This window comes from Pseudomonas alvandae, from assembly GCF_019141525.1.
GTDB classification, from domain to species: Bacteria; Pseudomonadota; Gammaproteobacteria; order Pseudomonadales; family Pseudomonadaceae; genus Aquipseudomonas; species Aquipseudomonas alvandae.
Genome location: NZ_CP077080.1, coordinates 818,205 through 834,454 on the forward strand (window position 1 = coordinate 818,205; position 16,250 = coordinate 834,454).

Genomic DNA, 16,250 nt, shown 5'->3' on the forward strand with positions numbered 1-16,250 from the left:
TGAGCGAGAGAGACAAACCGTGAGCGCACGCAAGCAGCAATTGCTAAAACGTCATCGTCAACGCAAGCGCCTGCTGCTGGTTGGCGTATTGTTGGCAGCGTTGCTGCTTGGCTATACGGTGTCGTGGTGGTCGCTCGTGGTGTTTCTTGCGGTGGGCTGGGTTGCGCACGAGGCCTGGCTCTCCGACCATCTGTTCTATGCCCCCGGTGATGACTATCGCTATGAGTTTCCGGCGGGCACTCCGCAATTTCCTGTCACGCTGAGGGAAGGTTGCCTGCAAGTCGCGGGGGCGTTCGATACTCATCAGACACTGGTCTTGCAGGTACGGGTAAAAAGCAGCTGGTTGGGGCATTTTCTTGATCCCCAGGTTCTGATCGGTGATGACCGTCAGGACTTGGAGAGGGGGGTTGGCGCAGAGCGCTTTCTCAACCTGACCGGGCAAGGGCAGGCACTGGCGTCCGGAACCCTGGCGCTACGCGGTCGTTTTTGCAAAGTTGCGCCACAGGCTACGTTGCATGTCCTGAGCAACCCGGATTTCGCCCAGCAGCGTTTGCTGATCGTCGCACCACATGCCGACGATGCCGAACTGGCGGCCTTCGGGCTATACAGCCGCGCGCCAGAGGTCGCTATCGTTACACTCACCCAAGGAGAGATCGAGGCTGAGCGTTATCGCGATATGGGCCTGGACCCTGCGCAAGCCGCTCGTCTCAAGGGGCGCTTGCGCAGTTGGGACAGCCTGGCGGTGCCTTTATGGGGCGGGGTGGCACAACAGCAATGTGTTCAGTTGGGCTACTACTGCCTGCAATTGGATGCCATGGCGAAGGCACCGGCCCAGAGCTTCGGTTCGCAGGAGTCGGGCGAGAACGATATCCGCGAAGTCCGTCGATTCAATGCCCTGAGCCTGCCGGGTGACGTTGATGGCATGCCCACATGGCGTAACCTGGTGGCCGACCTGACTCACCTGCTCGAACATCATCGACCCGAGGTGGTACTCACGCCGCATCCAGAGCTGGACCCCCACAGCGACCACATCGCGGGCACGCGGGCGTTGATGGAGGCGATCGAACTCAGCGCCTGGCGGCCGCAGACATTACTGCTCTATGCCAACCACCTGCACGACAACGACCGTTGGCCAATGGGCCCGGCGGGTTATGGCATCGCGCTGCCACCCGCCATCGAGCCTTTGCCGGCCGATGGGTTGTGGAGCCCTTTGCTGGATGCTTCCGTGCGCATGGACAAGGCTATGGCACTGGGGATGCAACATGACCTGCAGGGCCGTCCTCCGTTCAAGCGCCGCTTGCGCCGCACCATCCAGCGGTTGCTAGCCGGGCGCCACTGGCCTCGTACCGGAGAGGACGAGTTCTTTCGAAAGTCGGTTCGCCGGCACGAACTCTTCTGGGTTCGGCGTTTGGGTATGTCACCGCAGGACGACGGCCAGACCCGCCGCCCTTGATTCGTTGAGCTGGCTGAATCAGCCTGTGCTTTACTTCTGAGCAATCGGTAAGTACGGGAGGTGCTTGATTCATGGAACGAATGTCAAAAACGGCGTCCATTCAAAAACAGAATCCGGCTCACGCGTTGACGATCTCCCCGCAGGCTCGGGCCGCGATCAAATTCCAACAACCGCGATGCATCTGGTTGACTGGCCTTTCCGGGGCAGGGAAGTCGACCCTGGCCAATGCATTGGATGTGCGGTTGCACGAGCAGGGCTTTCACACCTGCCTGCTTGACGGTGACAACCTGCGCCAGGGGTTGTGCAGCGACCTCGGCATGACGCCTGAAGCGCGCAAGGAAAATATCCGACGCATCGCCGAAGTCGCGCGGCTGATGGTGGACGCCGGGCTGGTTGTTATTGTCGCGGCCATTTCGCCCTATCGAGCCGATCGTGAGGCCGCGCGACATTTGTTTCCTGAGGGATCCTTCTTTGAAGTCTATGTCAGCACCCCCTTCGAGGTGTGTGCTCGGCGTGACCCCAAGGGCCTCTATCGAGAGGCGCGTGCCGGACGGCTGAAAAATTTCACTGGCCTCGACAGCCCATATGAAGCTCCGGTGGCACCTGATTGCGATATCGACACCGGCGACCTGGAACTGAGCGAGGCTTGCGAGCGGTTATGGGCATCGGTACAGCCCTGACCCAACAATCTGTCACATCCGGCTACAGCCATGGACGAGCCTTCTCCAGCCCTGTGCTAATATCCCCGCCCTGTTCATTTTGTATGTGGAATGCTCCATGAAGTTGTCCATGCCGCGATTCGATCAAGCCCCTGTATTGGTGGTCGGCGATGTCATGCTCGACCGCTACTGGCATGGCGGTACATCACGGATTTCCCCCGAGGCCCCGGTACCGGTGGTCAGGGTCGAGCACATCGAGGATCGCCCCGGCGGTGCCGCCAACGTTGCCCTGAACATCGCCGCACTCGGTGCGCCGGCGTCGTTGGTGGGCGTGACCGGTGATGACGAGGCTGCCGAGAGCCTGGCCAACAGCCTCAAGGGCGCGGGTGTTCGGGCGATTTTCCAGCGCATTGCGCATCAGCCAACCATCGTCAAGCTCCGAGTCATCAGTCGTCACCAGCAATTGCTGCGCATCGATTTCGAAGAACCGTTCGCCACCGATCCGCTGTCCCTCGGTGCCGAGGTCGATAGCCTGCTCGAAGGGATCAAGGTCCTGGTGTTGTCGGACTACGGCAAAGGTGCGTTGAAGAACCATCAGGTGCTGATCCAGGCTGCTCGTGCCCGTGGCATTCCGGTGTTGGCCGATCCCAAGGGCAAGGACTTTTCCATTTATCGTGGCGCCAGCCTGATCACGCCGAACCTCAGCGAGTTCGAGGCCATCGTCGGCGGTTGCGCTGATGAACACGAGTTGGTGAGCAAGGGCGCGCAGTTGATGCACGACCTCGAACTGGGGGCGTTGCTGGTCACCCGAGGCGAGCATGGCATGACGCTGCTACGGCCTGATCACCCGGCTCTGCACTTGCCGGCCCGAGCCCGTGAAGTGTTTGACGTGACGGGCGCCGGCGACACCGTGATTTCCACGCTCGCGGCCGCCATCGCTGCCGGCGAAGAACTGCCCCATGCAGTAGCCCTGGCGAACCTGGCCGCCGGTATCGTTGTCGGTAAACTCGGTACGGCTGCTATCAGCGCGCCTGAGCTGCGTCGCGCCATTCAACGTGAAGAAGGGTCCGAGCGGGGTGTGTTGGGTCTTGAGCAACTGCTGCTGGCGGTTGACGACGCCCGTGCCCACAACGAAAGAATCGTGTTCACCAACGGTTGCTTCGATATTCTCCATGCAGGCCACGTGACCTATCTCGAACAAGCCAGGGCACAGGGCGATCGCTTGATCGTCGCGGTCAATGACGATGCATCCGTGAGTCGCCTGAAGGGACCGGGGCGCCCAATCAACAGCGTCGACCGACGCATGGCGGTCCTGGCCGGCCTTGGCGCGGTGGACTGGGTGATCAGCTTCAGCGAAGGCACGCCGGAAAACCTGCTGTCCCAGGTCAAGCCGGATGTGCTGGTCAAGGGCGGTGACTATGGGATTGATCAGGTCGTGGGTGCGAACATCGTCACGGCCTACGGTGGCACCGTGAAGGTATTGGGACTGGTGGAAAACAGTTCGACAACGGCTATTGTCGAGAAGATTCGCAGCCACTGAATCTTCTTGCCTTCCGGGAGGTCCTACATGGCAAGTTTCGACCATTGGGGTCGAGCTTGCCCCCCCCGGCTCTGGTTGTTTCAGTCTTTGGCTTATTAACTTATGAAAGTCATGCTTCTGGTGATGGCTGAACAGCGTGTGATTCTCGACCGCCTGTATCAGGTCGTGCAGGAAAACTGCAACGACTGCACCCTCTATCGCTTGACCAAGCAGCAGCAAAAGAAGCTTGGCCGATTCCTTGTCTCGGCCAATTATCAGGATTTCGACCGGGTGGTGATCTTTTCGCGGGTCAAACGCCTCGCCCCGCAACTTAGCGTATTGAAGTGCATTCCGGGACTGATCTTCCTCGAACACGACGCTTATCAGAACTACATGCGCGAAAGTAAATACTACGGCGTTTATTCGCGCCTATACCGCCGCTTGCCCAGTTGCCGTGCCTTGGTGTCAGGGGCGCTGGTGGCGCGACGGATGCAAGCCGAGAACATCGATGCTGTGTTCGTTTCCAAAGGTTATGACGAACAGATGCTGCACAACACCGGCAGCGTACGCGATATTCCCATTGGTTTTCTCGGCAGCCTCAAAAGCACTGAATATGCGCGACGCCGAGCGTTGCTTGAAGCCTTGGCTCAACGCACCGGTATGCTGGTGACGCGTACTCAGTCAGGCCGCGAGTATCTGGAGACACTCAATCGCATCAAGATTTTTGTCAGCGCCGACCTGGGCATGGGGGAGTTCATGATCAAGAACTTCGAGGCCATGGCCTGTGGTTGCGTGCTGTTGGCTTGGAGCCAGGGCGAGGAAGACAGATTGCTGGGCTTCGAGGACATGGAAAACACCGTCTTCTATCGCTCCGAAGCTGAGGCGGTGGAGAAACTCGAAATGCTGCAGCGCGATCCGGAACTGGCCACGCGAATCGCCCGCAATGGCCAAGCCTTCGCCGAGCGTCGCTATTCGTTTGCGCGCGTCGGGCAGGCCTTGGCCGAGGAAATCCAGCGTGATATGCGTCCCTGGCAAGCCCCATCGGCGTTCACTCGCGGATGGGTCAAGCTGCGCTATGGCATGAAGGTGCCGGGGTAAGCGACATGGCGGATCGGGTTCCTCGAATCAATGACGAAATGGCGCTCGACAAATTGCCTGGCGGTCATCAATCACTGATGGGGGCCTTGCCCCAGGCGTTGAAGAATTGCTTGGAAAGGGCCGCGCGGGTGGTGCTGGTGGCGAATAACCCAGCCATCACCGCGGCTGACTTCCAGGCACTCGACATCGGCAGTGACGACGTGGTCGTGACGTTCAATACCTGCGTGAAGTCGGCACTGCTCCGTCCGCACAGCGTTAATGTGTTCGTCCATGGCTTCAATGCCCCCGACGCTTATTTCTTCGGCCTGCCCTACAACGCCGAGGTGCAGCGATTGTTCGGCTTGCCCGACGCACGTTGTTTCACAATGTTGGTGGGGTGCACCGGGAATATGTCGCCACTACCGGGCGTGACCTTGTATTGGGAGCGCATGCCATTACCCCCTTTGTGGAACTACCCGGTCGACCGGGAGGGTGGCAAGCGCTATGTAGGCCCTTCGACGGGCTTCAACGCGCTGGTGCTGTTCGATTGGTTGCGCGGCCATGCGGGTTATAACTATCAAATCTTCACCTTGGGTTTCTCCAACGAAGCGGGAAAGTTCTGGAGCGGGCACGCTTGGGAGTACGAGCGACAGTGGCTGCTCGGGGCCGATGTAACCGTTGTGCCGTTGCAACGCTGCCGTTGGTGGCAAAGGTGGTTTCGTCGCCCTTGAGTCGCATTGGCATGACGAGTCGCTTGATGCGATGCCGCCGGGCAATTCTTTTTAACGACAAGGGCAGGACGCGTGTTGAAAGTTGCGCTGGCTTTTTTTGGTATTCCGAGAAACTCGGAAATCTGTTTCCCCTCCATTCAAGAAAACGTCCTGGCGCAGATTCCTGCCGGGAGCGAAGTGCAGTGTTTTTATCACCTGTACAAAATTGATGAAGTCCGCAATCCGCGCTCGGGGGAGCAAGGTGAACTGAAAGCGGACAATTACGCACCGTTCACCACCATGACCGGTCGCCTGGAGTCCACCGAAGGTGTCCTGGAGCGTTGGGACTTCGAGCGGGTCAAGGCCTTGGGCGATACCTGGGGAGATGAGCATGCGTCGCTCAGGAATCTGATCTACCAGCTCAATTCCTTGAATACCGTGACTGCCATGATGGAGCCGTTCGATCCGGATTTCGTCGTGTTTGTGCGTCCCGACAACTTCTACCATACAGCGCTGCCCGCTTATATTTTTGCCCACCCCGACGCGCGCCGATTGAATGCCTACATACCGGATTGGCAATGGTGGGGAGGCTTGAATGACCGCTTTGCTGTGTGTGGGCGCGATGCCTACCGGGCCTATGGCAAGCGGATCGAACGCATTTTCGATTTTTGCAAGGCTACGGGCAGGAAACTGCATTCCGAACGGCTGCTCAAATACGCGTTGCAACAAGCACAGGTGAAAGTCTGCACACTGGCGACCACGGCATCACGGGTACGAATCGATGGGACCTTCGCCGAAGAATCATTCTCGCCCAAGCGCGGCATGGGGAAGCGAGAGAATCGTTATTTTCACCTGTTTGCGCAGTGGCGCACGTATTGGGATAAACGACGCTCCGCTTGACGTTATTTATGCAGTGTCCCGCGAACCATGCGCATCAGGCCCATGGCCTTCTTGTGCAAGTTGGTCAGGCCTTGGCGACGAGGCGTGTGTACTTCCAAGCCCTGTTTCACGAGCCAATCCTTCCAGCGGATGCGTTCGTCGCGTACCACCCAACCCTCCTGGCTGGCGAAGCTTTCGGCCAAGTGCAGGCCCCGGGTGCTTGCCGCAACCAGACGATCACGTTTAAGGGTGTAGAGCTCACCGATCGGCTTGCCGTTTTCAAGTGGCATCAGGTACAGATCGGGGCGCTTGCGGTCCAGGCGCGCCACCAGTTGATCGCCTTCCAATCGTTCATCGACATGAAACAGGCTCAGGGACTTGGCTTCCTTGGGCACGTCCAGGCGCAAGTCATAAATCAGTTGCAGCGATGCCGTCGGCAAATGCACATAGGCCCGTGGGCGTTCGATCAGTTGCAGGTTGGCGCAGCGCACCGGGCGGGCCGAGCCGGATAGCGGAGCCAGGCGAAACGGCAAGGCTTCGCGATAATGCAGCGCACTCGAATAAGGCGCGGGCAGCCAGGTGTCGTTGAAGCGTCCGCCGAGCCAACCTTCCGGTGTTTCCAGCAGGCATTCTTCGGCTATTTCGTTGATGGCGGTGAGCAGCGGCAGGTTCAACTCATGGGCGGGGACGTAACCGGAGATCAGCTTGAGTACCACGTCGCCGCGATCTTGGCGACGCTGGCGCACCAGTACCCAATATTCGCGGTTCTGCCAATGCAAGGTCAGGCGCACCGAGACGCCCAGGTTCGCCAGCTCCAGGGAAAAACGTTCCGGATCGGCCACCGCCACGGGGCGGCGACGCTGTAAGGTCTGGGCGAAATTCAACGGCATTCCGATGCTCTGGTAGGTCAGGCCTTCGGGTGTCGCTTCGACGAACAGGGGCAGGGTCTTGAAGTTGCTTGGATTTTTCCTGATGAGCGTACGCGGCATGTCAGCTCCTGCTTGATGCCGCGCAGGGCGGCTTCAGTTTTGACGTAGGACGTTGGCTACGGTCGCAACGTTATGGGCGAGGTGCAGCGGATCAATGGTGCCGACAATAGCACTGGCAACCCCTGGATGCTCGAACAACAGTTCGAAGCTGGCACGGACCGGGTCCTCTCCGGGGCTCAGGCAGACGTGACCGCTGGCCAGGGCTTTTTTCACCAGGATCGCCTTGCCGTGCTCGCTTGCGTAGTCAATGACAGCCTTTTCGCTTCGTTCGTTCAGATTGTAGGTGACCATCGCGCAGTCGCCTTGCTCCAGGGCTTTCAAGCCGCCGTCGACGGTCTTGCCGGAAAAACCGAAACCACCGATCTTGCCCTCGCGCTTGAGTGCCGCCAGGGTCGGATAGACATCGCTGTCGTTGAGGATCGACAGATCATTGCCGTCCGAATGCACCAGCACCAGGTCGATGTAGTCCGTTTCCAGGCGCTTGAGGCTGCGTTCCACCGAGAACCGCGTATGGCTGGCGCTGAAGTCATGGCGCGACTGGCCGTCGCTGAATTCCTCGCCGACCTTGCTGACAATCACCCAGTCCTGACGCTGGCCGCGCAGCAGCGGGCCGAGGCGCTCTTCGCTGCGGCCATAGGCCGGCGCGGTGTCGATCAGGTTGATGCCCAGGTCGCGCGCCAACTTGAGCAACATGCGTGCTTCGTCGTCATCGGGAATGCGAAAACCGTTGGGGTATTTGACGCCCTGGTCGCGGCCGAGCTTGACCGTGCCCAGGCCCAGGGGCGACACCTTCGGGCCGTTGTGGCCCAGCGGGCGATGCAAGTCATGCAGGGTCGGTTGGCTCATGGCAACAGTTGCTCCCAGGCTGGTATGCCCATGGGCGGTTTGGGCAGGTCCGGCAGCGGGGCGGCGTGGCTTGGCTGGATGCCGTCGCGTTGCAGTGCTGCGATCACTCGATCGGAAAAGTCCGGAGCCAGTGCCAACTTGGTTGGCCAGCCCACCAAGAGGCGATCCTGTTCGGCGACGAAAGCATTGTCGGGGCGGGTCAGGCCCGATTGCAGCGGTTCGGCGCGAGCGACTCGCAACGTGGCCCATTGCGCGGTGCTGAGGTCGATCCACGGCAGCAGTTGGCCGAGTTCCTTCTGGGCGACGGCAATCTGCGCGGCCGGTTCACGGGCGACGGCGTCGCCTTCGGCGAGGTCGCCGCCCATGTACCAGACCCATTGGCCGTCAGCGGCGGGATGGGTGGTCACGGTGACGCGCGGCTTCGGTCCGCCGCCCAGGCAATGGGCATACAGCGGCTTGAGGCCTGGTCCCTTGGCCAGGACCATGTGCAGCGGTCGGGTCTGCATGGCCGGCTGATCCAGGCCCAGGGCCTTGAGGAGGTCAGCGGTGCCACCGCCGGCACTGAGGACAATACGCTGGGCGCGGATCTCGCGACCGTCGACCTTCAGTCCGATCAGTTTGCCTTCTTCATGCAGCGGCTCGATATGCTGGCCGGCCAGCAGGCTGTCACCGGCCAGTTCCGCCAGGCGGGCGATCAGGCTGGGGACGTCCACGACCAATTCGGACAGGCGATAGACCTTGCCCTTGAAACGCTTGTCTTGCAGGGCGGGCGGCAGTTGCTCGCCCTTGACCTGGTCAACGCGTCCGCGCACAGCCTTGCTGGCGAAGAAGCTGGTGAGGTTGCCGGCCAGGGTTCCGGGGGACCAGAGGTAATGGGCATCGGACAGCATGCGTACGCCCGCCAGGTCCAGCTCGCCATCACCCTTCAAGGCCTCGCGCCAGCGGCGTGGCATGTCGGCAATGGCTTCCGAGGCGCCGGTCAGGGCGCCATGCAAGGCGTACTTGGCGCCGCCGTGGATGATGCCCTGGGATTTGACACTCTGCCCGCCGCCGAGGCTGGCGCTTTCCACCAGCACGGTTGAAAACCCCTGGCGGCGCAAGCGCGCGTTCAGCCAGAGGCCGGCGACTCCGGCGCCGACAATCAGAACGTCGGTGGAAATAACGGATGGCATGCAGCGACCTCAGAATTCAAGACGAGGGCGCAGTATACAGACTCGCTGCGCAGGGCATTTGTTGGCGATCAACGTCGGCCACATGGGAGCAAAGCTTTTGTGGCGAGGGAGCTTGCTCCCGCTGGATCGCGCAGCGGTCCCAAGCTTTTTGGGGCTGCTGCGCAGCCCAGCGGGAGCAAGCTCCCTCGCCACAAGTGCGTTCCAGCTCAATATCGGTGTGTTCCAATTCAATGGCAGTGTTTTCAGTGCCCTGCAGTCTTGGAAAAGAGTTGGATCACGACAACCCCAAGAACAATCAACGCCATCCCCAGCATCGCCGGCACGTCCAGTTTCTGCCCGTAGATAAACAGCGCCGCGACGCTGACCATGACGATCCCCAGGCCGGCCCAGACCGCATAGGCCACGCCTACCGGAACGGTGCGCACCACCAGCGTCAGCATCCAAAACGCAGTGCCGTAGCCGACGATGACCAGCAGCAAGGGCAGTGGCGCGCTGAGGCCCTTGATCGCTTTCATCGACACGGTGGCGATGACTTCGGCGCAGATGGCAATGGCGAGGTAGTAGTAGGCGTTCATGGGCGAATCCTCTGTGACTGTTGCGTCGTTCGATGGCCCCATTCTAGGGATTGGGCAGATGCGGTAAAGTCATTACCTATCTGCAATGGAGATAGGTTGCGCCATGAATACTCAATGGAATCTGGAACAACTGCGGCTGTTCGTCGGTGTCGCCGAGAAGCGTTCGTTCTCCGCCGTGGCCCGGGATCAGCGCAAGGCCCAGTCAGCCATCAGCAGCGCGATTGCGATGTTGGAAGAAGACTTGGGGGTGAGCCTGTTCGAACGCAGCAGCGGTCGTCAGCCCAAGCTCACCGACGCGGGCGTGGCGCTGCTTGAGGAGGCCCGGGAAGTGTTGCGCCAATGCGAGCGCCTCAACGGCCGGGCCTTGGCCCTGATGCGTGGGCAGGAGGCGTCGCTGCGCCTGGCCCAGGACGAAGCCATGCCTTATCAGCCCGTCATCGACAGCCTGGCGGCGCTGGCCGAACGATTCCCCACGCTTGAAGTACAGCTGGCCAGCGCCGCCCAAGGCGATGTGGCGCGCAAGCTGGTGGAACGTCGCGCCGACCTTGGGTTGTTGTTCTATCACGACCAGATCCCCGAGGCGTTGGAGCGCCGGGTACTGGGCAGCGTGGAGATGGTCACGGTGTGCGGCCGGAATCATCCGCTGGCGCACCATGAATATGTGTCATGCCTGGAAATGGCCCGGCATCGCCAGTTGCTGATGGCGACCCAATCCAGCGTCTATCCCGGCAGCGAACAGGCCAGCCCGCAAGTCTGGCGCGCTGACAGCTTCTACGTGCTGGCCGAGTGGTTGAGGAGTGGCCTGGGCTGGGCCTGGTTGCCGCGGCATGTCGTGCAATACCCGGCGTACCTGGGGGATATGGTCGAACTCAACAGCGAATGGACCCCGCCGGCCCTGGTGGTGGAGCTGGTCTGGCGCCGCGATGAACCCCTTGGTCCCGCCGCCCGGTGGCTGGCGGAACGTTTTGCCGTGCAGTTGCAGGCGATCGGCTGAAAAACCGATAAACTCCGCCGCCATGAACAGAACTCTCTATAGCGCGTTGTTTTACTTGGGGCTGCCACTGGTAGCGATTCGGCTGTGGCTGCGGGCTCGCAAGGCGCCGGCCTATGCGCGGCGTATCGGCGAGCGGTTCTCGTGGGGCTTGCCGACGATGGCGCCGGGCGGCATCTGGGTCCACGCGGTGTCGGTGGGCGAAAGCATCGCCGCCGCGCCGATGATTCGCGCGTTGTTGCAGCGTTATCCACAGCTCCCGATCACCGTGACGTGCATGACGCCCACCGGTTCGGAGCGGATCAAGGCGTTGTTCGCCAATGAACCGCGCGTCCAGCATTGCTATCTGCCTTATGACTTGCCGTGCGCGGCCAAGCGTTTCCTCGACCGGGCCCGGCCGAAACTGGCGGTGATCATGGAAACCGAACTGTGGCCCAATCACATCCATCAATGCGCCCGGCGCGGCATTCCCGTGGCGTTGGCGAACGCGCGGTTGTCGGTGCGTTCGGCGCGCGGTTATGCGCGTTTTCCCAAGTTGACCCGGCCGATGCTCGCCGAGATGAACCTGTTCTCGGTGCAGACCGAAGCCGAGGCCGAGCGCTTTCGCCAGCTCGGTGCCAGGGCGGAAACCGTCGAAGTCACGGGCTCCATCAAGTTCGACCTGACCATCGACCCGCAACTGCTCGAAAGCGCCAGCGCCTTGCGCCGTCAATGGCAAGCGGTGGAGCGCCCGGTGTGGATCGCCGCCAGCACCCATGAGGGCGAGGACGAAGTGGTATTGACCGCCCACCGGCGATTGCTCGACAGCTATCCCGATGCGCTGCTGATCCTGGTGCCGCGTCATCCGGAGCGATTCGATTCAGTGGCGCAATTGTGCGAGCGCGAGGGTTTTGCCACGGTCCGGCGTTCCAGTGCTCAGCCGGTCGGCCCGCAGACCTCGGTATTGCTGGGCGATACCATGGGCGAGCTGCTGTTTCTCTATGCGTTGGCCGACAGCGCATTTGTCGGCGGCAGCCTGGTGCCCAACGGCGGGCACAACCTGCTCGAACCGGCGGCACTGGCAAAACCGGTGCTCAGCGGGCCGCACTTGTTCAACTTTCTCGAAATCGCCGCGCAACTGCGTGTGGCCGGGGCTCTGGCGGAGGTGGAAGATGCTGAAAGCTTGGCCCTGGCGGTTCAGCGCCTGTTCGAGTTGCCTCGGGACGCCCAGCGCATGGCCGAGGCGGGATTGGTGGTGATGCGCCGCAACCAGGGTGCGTTGCAGCGATTGCTGGATGGGTTGGGGCGGTTGCTCGACTGAGCTTCTGTGGCGAGGGAGCTTGCTCCCGCTCGGCTGCGAAGCAGTCGCAAAATCGACATTACCGTTCTGGCTGGCAGGACGCGGTGACTGGTTTTGGGCCTGCTTCGCAGGCCAGCGGGAGCAAGCTCCCTCGCCACGGGCGATTCGTCGCGGATGAGTTATTGCGTCGGCCGCGAACGCAACTGCTCTGCCGCAGCCTGTGCCAGGTCCGGCGGCAGGAAGTCCTTGTCCGGGTTGTAATCGGGCTTGAGGTAACGGGACAGGGCTTGCAGATCTTCCGGGCTCAACGTCCCGGCGGCTTGCTTGAGGCGCAGGTTATCCAGGATGTAGTCATAGCGGGCGTTGTTGTAGTCGCGCACCGAGGTGTACAGCTGGCGCTGGGCGTCTAGCACATCGACGATGTTGCGAGTGCCCACCTGGTAGCCGATCTCCGTGGCGTCCACCGCGCTCTGGTTGGAGATGATTGACTGGCGCCGGGCCTGGACCTGTTCCACATCGGTGTTCACCGCGCGGTGCAGGTTGCGGGTGTTTTCCACCACTTGGCGGCGCAGGCCTTCGCGCTGCTGCTCGGTCTGGGTGAGTTGCGAATAGGATTCGCGCACCTGGGAGCTGGTCAGTCCGCCGCTGTAGATCGGGATGCTCAACTGCAGGCCGATGGTGCGTTGCTCCGCGTCGCCACCGTAGCGCTGGCCGGTGGGGCTCGGGTTGGTGAAACCGAGGCCGTCGTTGTCACCTTTCCTGTATTGGGCGATTGCGTCGAGGGTCGGCGCGTGGCCGGCCTTGCGCTGGCGCAAGGTGTCTTCGGCAGCATCGACGGCATAGTTGCTCGCCAGCAGATTGAGGTTCTGCTTGGCGGCGGTGTCGACCCAGGCCTTGGCGTCGTTCGGCGCCGGCGGCAGGATCGGCAGGGTGTGGACGACGCCCTGGATCGAATTGTACTGGCGGTTGGTCAGGGTGATCAGCGCTTCGAAGGCATCTTCGACCTGGCGCTGGGCGATGATCCGGTTGGCCCGCGCGGTGTCGTAGCTGGCCTGGGATTGCAGCACGTCGGTCTTGTCCGACAGGCCCACGTCGAAACGTTCGTTGGACTGGTCGAGCTGGCGCTTGAACGCGGCTTCCTCGGCCTTGGTCGAGGCCAGGTTGTCCTGGCTGCGCAGCACGTTGAAATAGGCTTCGGCGCTTTGCAGGATCAGGTTCTGTTCGGTGGCGGACAGTTGCAGCGACGCTTGTTCGTTGACTGATTTGGCCGCCTGCAGCTGGAACCAGCGGTCGGCGCGGAAGATCGGCTGGGACAGCGTGGCCTGGTAGACCGTGGAGCTGCGCGTGGCGGTCATCGCCGGTTGGTCGAGCTCGGTGCGGGTGTTGTTCAGGTCGGCGCCGGCCGACAGGTTGGGCAGCAGCCCGGCGCGGGCCTGGGGCACCACTTCCTTCTGGGCGCCATATTGGGCGCGGGCGGCGGCCAGGTCAGCGTTGTTGTCCACCGCTTCCTGGTACACGCTGACCAGGTCGGTCTTGTTGGATAACGGTGCTTCGGCGGCCCAGGCCATTCCATTGGACGCACAAGACACGGCAAGGGCCAGTGAGAGTTTGCGCAGCATGAGGCGATCCCTACGTTCAAATTGAATGCGCATAACAGGCGCGCGGCGTAGCGAGTGTAGTTGCGCCTACGCACGGCAACAATCCTGTATTTGTGCCATTCATCACGGCTTTTGCCCGGGCGATGGCGTTCTGCGCCGGTTGTGTCTAGACTGGCCGGGTTCTTGTCGGGGTGCCTTGCTATGAGGCTGAGATCGAATAATTTCGGATCCCGTTGAACCTGATCAGGTTAGCGCCTGCGTAGGGAACAAGATTTCTCGTCACCCGGCGAGTCCTCTTGTGCTTCGTCCGGGATGTCGTTCGATCATTGAACGCACTCGAGCAGCAAGCACAGCGTCCGCACTTTCGTGCAGGGACGCGTCCATTCGTTACAGGTTCGCTCCGACAAAAATCCACTGCCTGGATGTGTGTCTGGAGAGCCCGTGATGACGACAAAATCAAAAAACGCGACCAACCTCAGTGAATCGGCCCAGGTCGATCAGCAATCGGTCCAGCCCTTTACCCGCTCGCAAAAAATCTATGTCCAGGGCAGCCGTCCGGATATCCGCGTGCCCATGCGCGAAATCAGCCTCGACGTGACCCCCACCGACTTCGGCGGCGAGATCAACGCGCCGGTAGTGGTCTATGACACCTCGGGCCCGTACACCGACCCGAACGTGATCATTGACGTGCGCAAAGGCTTGGCCGATGTGCGCTCGCCGTGGATCGAAGCCCGTGGCGACACCGAGCGCCTGGCGGGCCTGAGCTCCAACTTCGGCCAGGAGCGCCTGGCTGATCCCGAGCTGACCCAGCTGCGCTTCGCCCACGTGAACAACCCGCGTCGCGCCAAGCCGGGCGCCAACGTCAGCCAGATGCACTACGCGCGCAAAGGCATCATCACCGCCGAGATGGAATACGTCGCCATCCGCGAAAACATGAAGCTGGAAGTCGCCCGCGCCGCTGGCCTGCTGGACCAGCAACACGCCGGCCACAGCTTCGGCGCCAGCGTGCCGAAAGTCATCACCCCGGAATTCGTGCGTGATGAAATCGCCCGTGGTCGCGCGATCATCCCGGCCAACATCAACCACACCGAACTGGAACCGATGATCATCGGCCGTAACTTCCTGGTGAAGATCAACGGCAACATCGGCAACAGTGCGCTGGGTTCGTCCATCGAAGAAGAAGTGGCGAAGTTGACCTGGGGCATCCGCTGGGGTTCGGACACGGTCATGGACTTGTCCACCGGCAAGCACATCCATGAAACCCGCGAGTGGATCATCCGCAACTCGCCGGTACCGATCGGCACCGTGCCGATCTACCAGGCCCTGGAAAAAGTCGGCGGCGTGGCTGAAGACCTGACCTGGGAGCTGTTTCGCGACACGCTGATCGAACAGGCCGAGCAGGGCGTCGACTACTTCACCATCCACGCCGGCGTGTTGCTGCGCTATGTGCCGATGACCGCCAAGCGCGTCACCGGTATCGTCAGCCGTGGCGGTTCGATCATGGCCAAGTGGTGCCTGGCGCACCACAAAGAGAACTTCCTCTACACCCACTTCGAAGACATCTGCGAAATCATGAAGGCCTACGACGTCAGCTTCTCGCTGGGCGATGGCCTGCGTCCGGGCTCGATTGCCGACGCCAACGACGAAGCGCAGTTCGGTGAGCTGGAAACCCTCGGCGAGCTGACCAAGATCGCCTGGAAGCACGACGTGCAATGCATGATCGAAGGCCCCGGCCACGTGCCGATGCAGTTGATCAAGGAGAACATGGACAAGCAGCTCGAGTGCTGCGACGAGGCGCCGTTCTACACCCTCGGCCCACTGACCACCGACATTGCGCCGGGCTACGACCACATCACCTCGGGCATCGGTGCGGCGATGATCGGCTGGTTCGGTTGCGCCATGCTTTGCTACGTGACGCCGAAGGAACACCTCGGCTTGCCGAACAAGGATGACGTCAAGACCGGGATCATCACCTACAAGATCGCCGCGCATGCTGCCGATCTGGCCAAAGGGCACCCGGGCGCGCAGATCCGTGACAACGCCTTGAGCAAGGCGCGTTTCGAGTTCCGCTGGGAAGACCAGTTCAATCTCGGCCTCGACCCGGACACCGCCCGCTCGTACCACGACGAAACCCTGCCGAAGGACTCGGCCAAGGTGGCGCATTTCTGCTCGATGTGCGGGCCGAAATTCTGCTCGATGAAAATCACCCAGGAAGTGCGCGAGTACGCGGCGAACCAGCGCATTGAAGCGGTGGATGTCGATGTCGCCCAGGGCTTGGCGGAGCAGGCTGAGCGGTTCAAGAAGGAAGGTAGTCAGCTTTACAAGAAAGTGTGATTTGAGCTGAAGGGGGCGGTGGTTTCACTGCCCTCATCGCGAGCAAGCTCGCTCCCACAGTGGGTTTCTGTTGTTCACAAGATTTGTGCACGCAGCAGGCCCTCTGTGGGAGCGAGCTTGCTCGCGATAGCGGCCAAAAAAACAATAAATATCCCTCTGAGATAACCAC

Annotated in this window: 14 protein-coding genes and 1 riboswitch; of the genes, 9 read left to right on the forward strand and 5 right to left on the reverse strand. The window is 61.3% G+C overall.

Annotated features, from left to right (window positions below):
• Positions 1 to 19: 19 nt before the first annotated feature.
• The 6 genes from KSS97_RS03605 to KSS97_RS03630 all read left to right on the forward strand — a co-directional run bounded on the left by KSS97_RS03605 (position 20) and on the right by KSS97_RS03630 (position 6,318).
• A complete protein-coding gene (locus tag KSS97_RS03605) occupies positions 20 to 1,453 on the forward strand; it encodes a PIG-L deacetylase family protein (RefSeq protein WP_217861104.1) in 1,434 nt (477 codons plus the stop codon).
• 80 nt (positions 1,454 to 1,533) lie between these two features.
• Positions 1,534 to 2,133, forward strand: coding sequence for an adenylyl-sulfate kinase (gene cysC, locus KSS97_RS03610; RefSeq protein WP_030140200.1), 600 nt, complete (start codon positions 1,534 to 1,536; stop codon positions 2,131 to 2,133).
• 97 nt (positions 2,134 to 2,230) lie between these two features.
• A complete protein-coding gene (hldE, locus tag KSS97_RS03615) occupies positions 2,231 to 3,652 on the forward strand; it encodes a bifunctional D-glycero-beta-D-manno-heptose-7-phosphate kinase/D-glycero-beta-D-manno-heptose 1-phosphate adenylyltransferase HldE (protein WP_030140199.1) in 1,422 nt (473 codons plus the stop codon).
• A gap of 102 nt (positions 3,653 to 3,754) precedes the next feature.
• Positions 3,755 to 4,729: a glycosyltransferase gene (locus tag KSS97_RS03620; RefSeq protein ID WP_217861105.1), complete on the forward strand. Its 975-nt coding sequence runs from the start codon at positions 3,755 to 3,757 to the stop codon at positions 4,727 to 4,729.
• Positions 4,730 to 4,734: 5 nt separating this feature from the next.
• Entirely contained in the window at positions 4,735 to 5,439 is a 705-nt protein-coding gene (locus KSS97_RS03625; RefSeq protein WP_030140197.1) for a hypothetical protein, read from the forward strand.
• A gap of 72 nt (positions 5,440 to 5,511) precedes the next feature.
• Positions 5,512 to 6,318 carry a hypothetical protein gene (locus KSS97_RS03630; protein ID WP_030140196.1) on the forward strand — a complete coding sequence of 269 codons (807 nt, stop codon included), beginning with the start codon at positions 5,512 to 5,514 and terminating at the stop codon, positions 6,316 to 6,318.
• A 2-nt stretch (positions 6,319 to 6,320) separates the two neighbouring features.
• On the opposite strand, the gene KSS97_RS03635 is transcribed toward KSS97_RS03630, so the two are convergent.
• From KSS97_RS03635 to KSS97_RS03650, 4 genes are all read right to left on the reverse strand, one after another.
• Positions 6,321 to 7,286 (reverse strand): metal ABC transporter ATPase, encoded by a 966-nt coding sequence (locus KSS97_RS03635; RefSeq protein WP_217861106.1) that lies wholly within the window; start codon positions 7,284 to 7,286, stop codon positions 6,321 to 6,323.
• 33 nt (positions 7,287 to 7,319) lie between these two features.
• Positions 7,320 to 8,132: an aldo/keto reductase gene (locus KSS97_RS03640; protein WP_030140194.1), complete on the reverse strand. Its 813-nt coding sequence runs from the start codon at positions 8,130 to 8,132 to the stop codon at positions 7,320 to 7,322.
• Positions 8,129 to 9,304, reverse strand: coding sequence for an NAD(P)/FAD-dependent oxidoreductase (locus KSS97_RS03645; protein ID WP_217861107.1), 1,176 nt, complete (start codon positions 9,302 to 9,304; stop codon positions 8,129 to 8,131). The genes KSS97_RS03640 and KSS97_RS03645 overlap by 4 nt, the downstream gene beginning before the upstream one ends.
• 242 nt (positions 9,305 to 9,546) lie before the next feature.
• Entirely contained in the window at positions 9,547 to 9,879 is a 333-nt protein-coding gene (locus KSS97_RS03650; protein ID WP_181290974.1) for a DMT family transporter, read from the reverse strand.
• 103 nt (positions 9,880 to 9,982) lie between these two features.
• Here KSS97_RS03650 and KSS97_RS03655 point away from each other — a divergent pair, with 103 nt between their 5' ends.
• Positions 9,983 to 10,873: a LysR family transcriptional regulator gene (locus tag KSS97_RS03655; RefSeq protein ID WP_030140191.1), complete on the forward strand. Its 891-nt coding sequence runs from the start codon at positions 9,983 to 9,985 to the stop codon at positions 10,871 to 10,873.
• 22 nt (positions 10,874 to 10,895) lie between these two features.
• A complete protein-coding gene (gene waaA, locus KSS97_RS03660) occupies positions 10,896 to 12,170 on the forward strand; it encodes a lipid IV(A) 3-deoxy-D-manno-octulosonic acid transferase (RefSeq protein WP_217861108.1) in 1,275 nt (424 codons plus the stop codon).
• A gap of 158 nt (positions 12,171 to 12,328) precedes the next feature.
• Here waaA and KSS97_RS03665 read toward each other — a convergent pair whose 3' ends face one another.
• The gene (locus KSS97_RS03665; RefSeq protein WP_030140189.1) at positions 12,329 to 13,768 is read right to left on the reverse strand and encodes a TolC family outer membrane protein; all 1,440 of its coding nucleotides are present in this window, start codon (positions 13,766 to 13,768) and stop codon (positions 12,329 to 12,331) included.
• A 156-nt stretch (positions 13,769 to 13,924) separates the two neighbouring features.
• A riboswitch (TPP riboswitch) is annotated at positions 13,925 to 14,030 on the forward strand.
• 161 nt (positions 14,031 to 14,191) lie between these two features.
• Here KSS97_RS03665 and thiC point away from each other — a divergent pair.
• A complete protein-coding gene (thiC, locus tag KSS97_RS03670; RefSeq protein WP_030140188.1) occupies positions 14,192 to 16,081 on the forward strand; it encodes a phosphomethylpyrimidine synthase ThiC in 1,890 nt (629 codons plus the stop codon).
• Positions 16,082 to 16,250: the final 169 nt, after the last annotated feature.

Coding starts and splice junctions, on each gene's coding strand:
- KSS97_RS03635 (WP_217861106.1), bottom strand. CDS start 7,286: ATGCCGCGTACGCTCATCAGGAAAAATCCAAGCAACTTCAAGACCCTG.
- KSS97_RS03650 (WP_181290974.1), bottom strand. CDS start 9,879: ATGAACGCCTACTACTACCTCGCCATTGCCATCTGCGCCGAAGTCATC.
- KSS97_RS03645 (WP_217861107.1), bottom strand. CDS start 9,304: ATGCCATCCGTTATTTCCACCGACGTTCTGATTGTCGGCGCCGGAGTC.
- KSS97_RS03640 (WP_030140194.1), bottom strand. CDS start 8,132: ATGAGCCAACCGACCCTGCATGACTTGCATCGCCCGCTGGGCCACAAC.
- hldE (WP_030140199.1), top strand. CDS start 2,231: ATGAAGTTGTCCATGCCGCGATTCGATCAAGCCCCTGTATTGGTGGTC.
- KSS97_RS03655 (WP_030140191.1), top strand. CDS start 9,983: ATGAATACTCAATGGAATCTGGAACAACTGCGGCTGTTCGTCGGTGTC.
- KSS97_RS03625 (WP_030140197.1), top strand. CDS start 4,735: ATGGCGGATCGGGTTCCTCGAATCAATGACGAAATGGCGCTCGACAAA.
- KSS97_RS03665 (WP_030140189.1), bottom strand. CDS start 13,768: ATGCTGCGCAAACTCTCACTGGCCCTTGCCGTGTCTTGTGCGTCCAAT.
- cysC (WP_030140200.1), top strand. CDS start 1,534: ATGTCAAAAACGGCGTCCATTCAAAAACAGAATCCGGCTCACGCGTTG.
- KSS97_RS03620 (WP_217861105.1), top strand. CDS start 3,755: ATGAAAGTCATGCTTCTGGTGATGGCTGAACAGCGTGTGATTCTCGAC.
- thiC (WP_030140188.1), top strand. CDS start 14,192: ATGACGACAAAATCAAAAAACGCGACCAACCTCAGTGAATCGGCCCAG.
- waaA (WP_217861108.1), top strand. CDS start 10,896: ATGAACAGAACTCTCTATAGCGCGTTGTTTTACTTGGGGCTGCCACTG.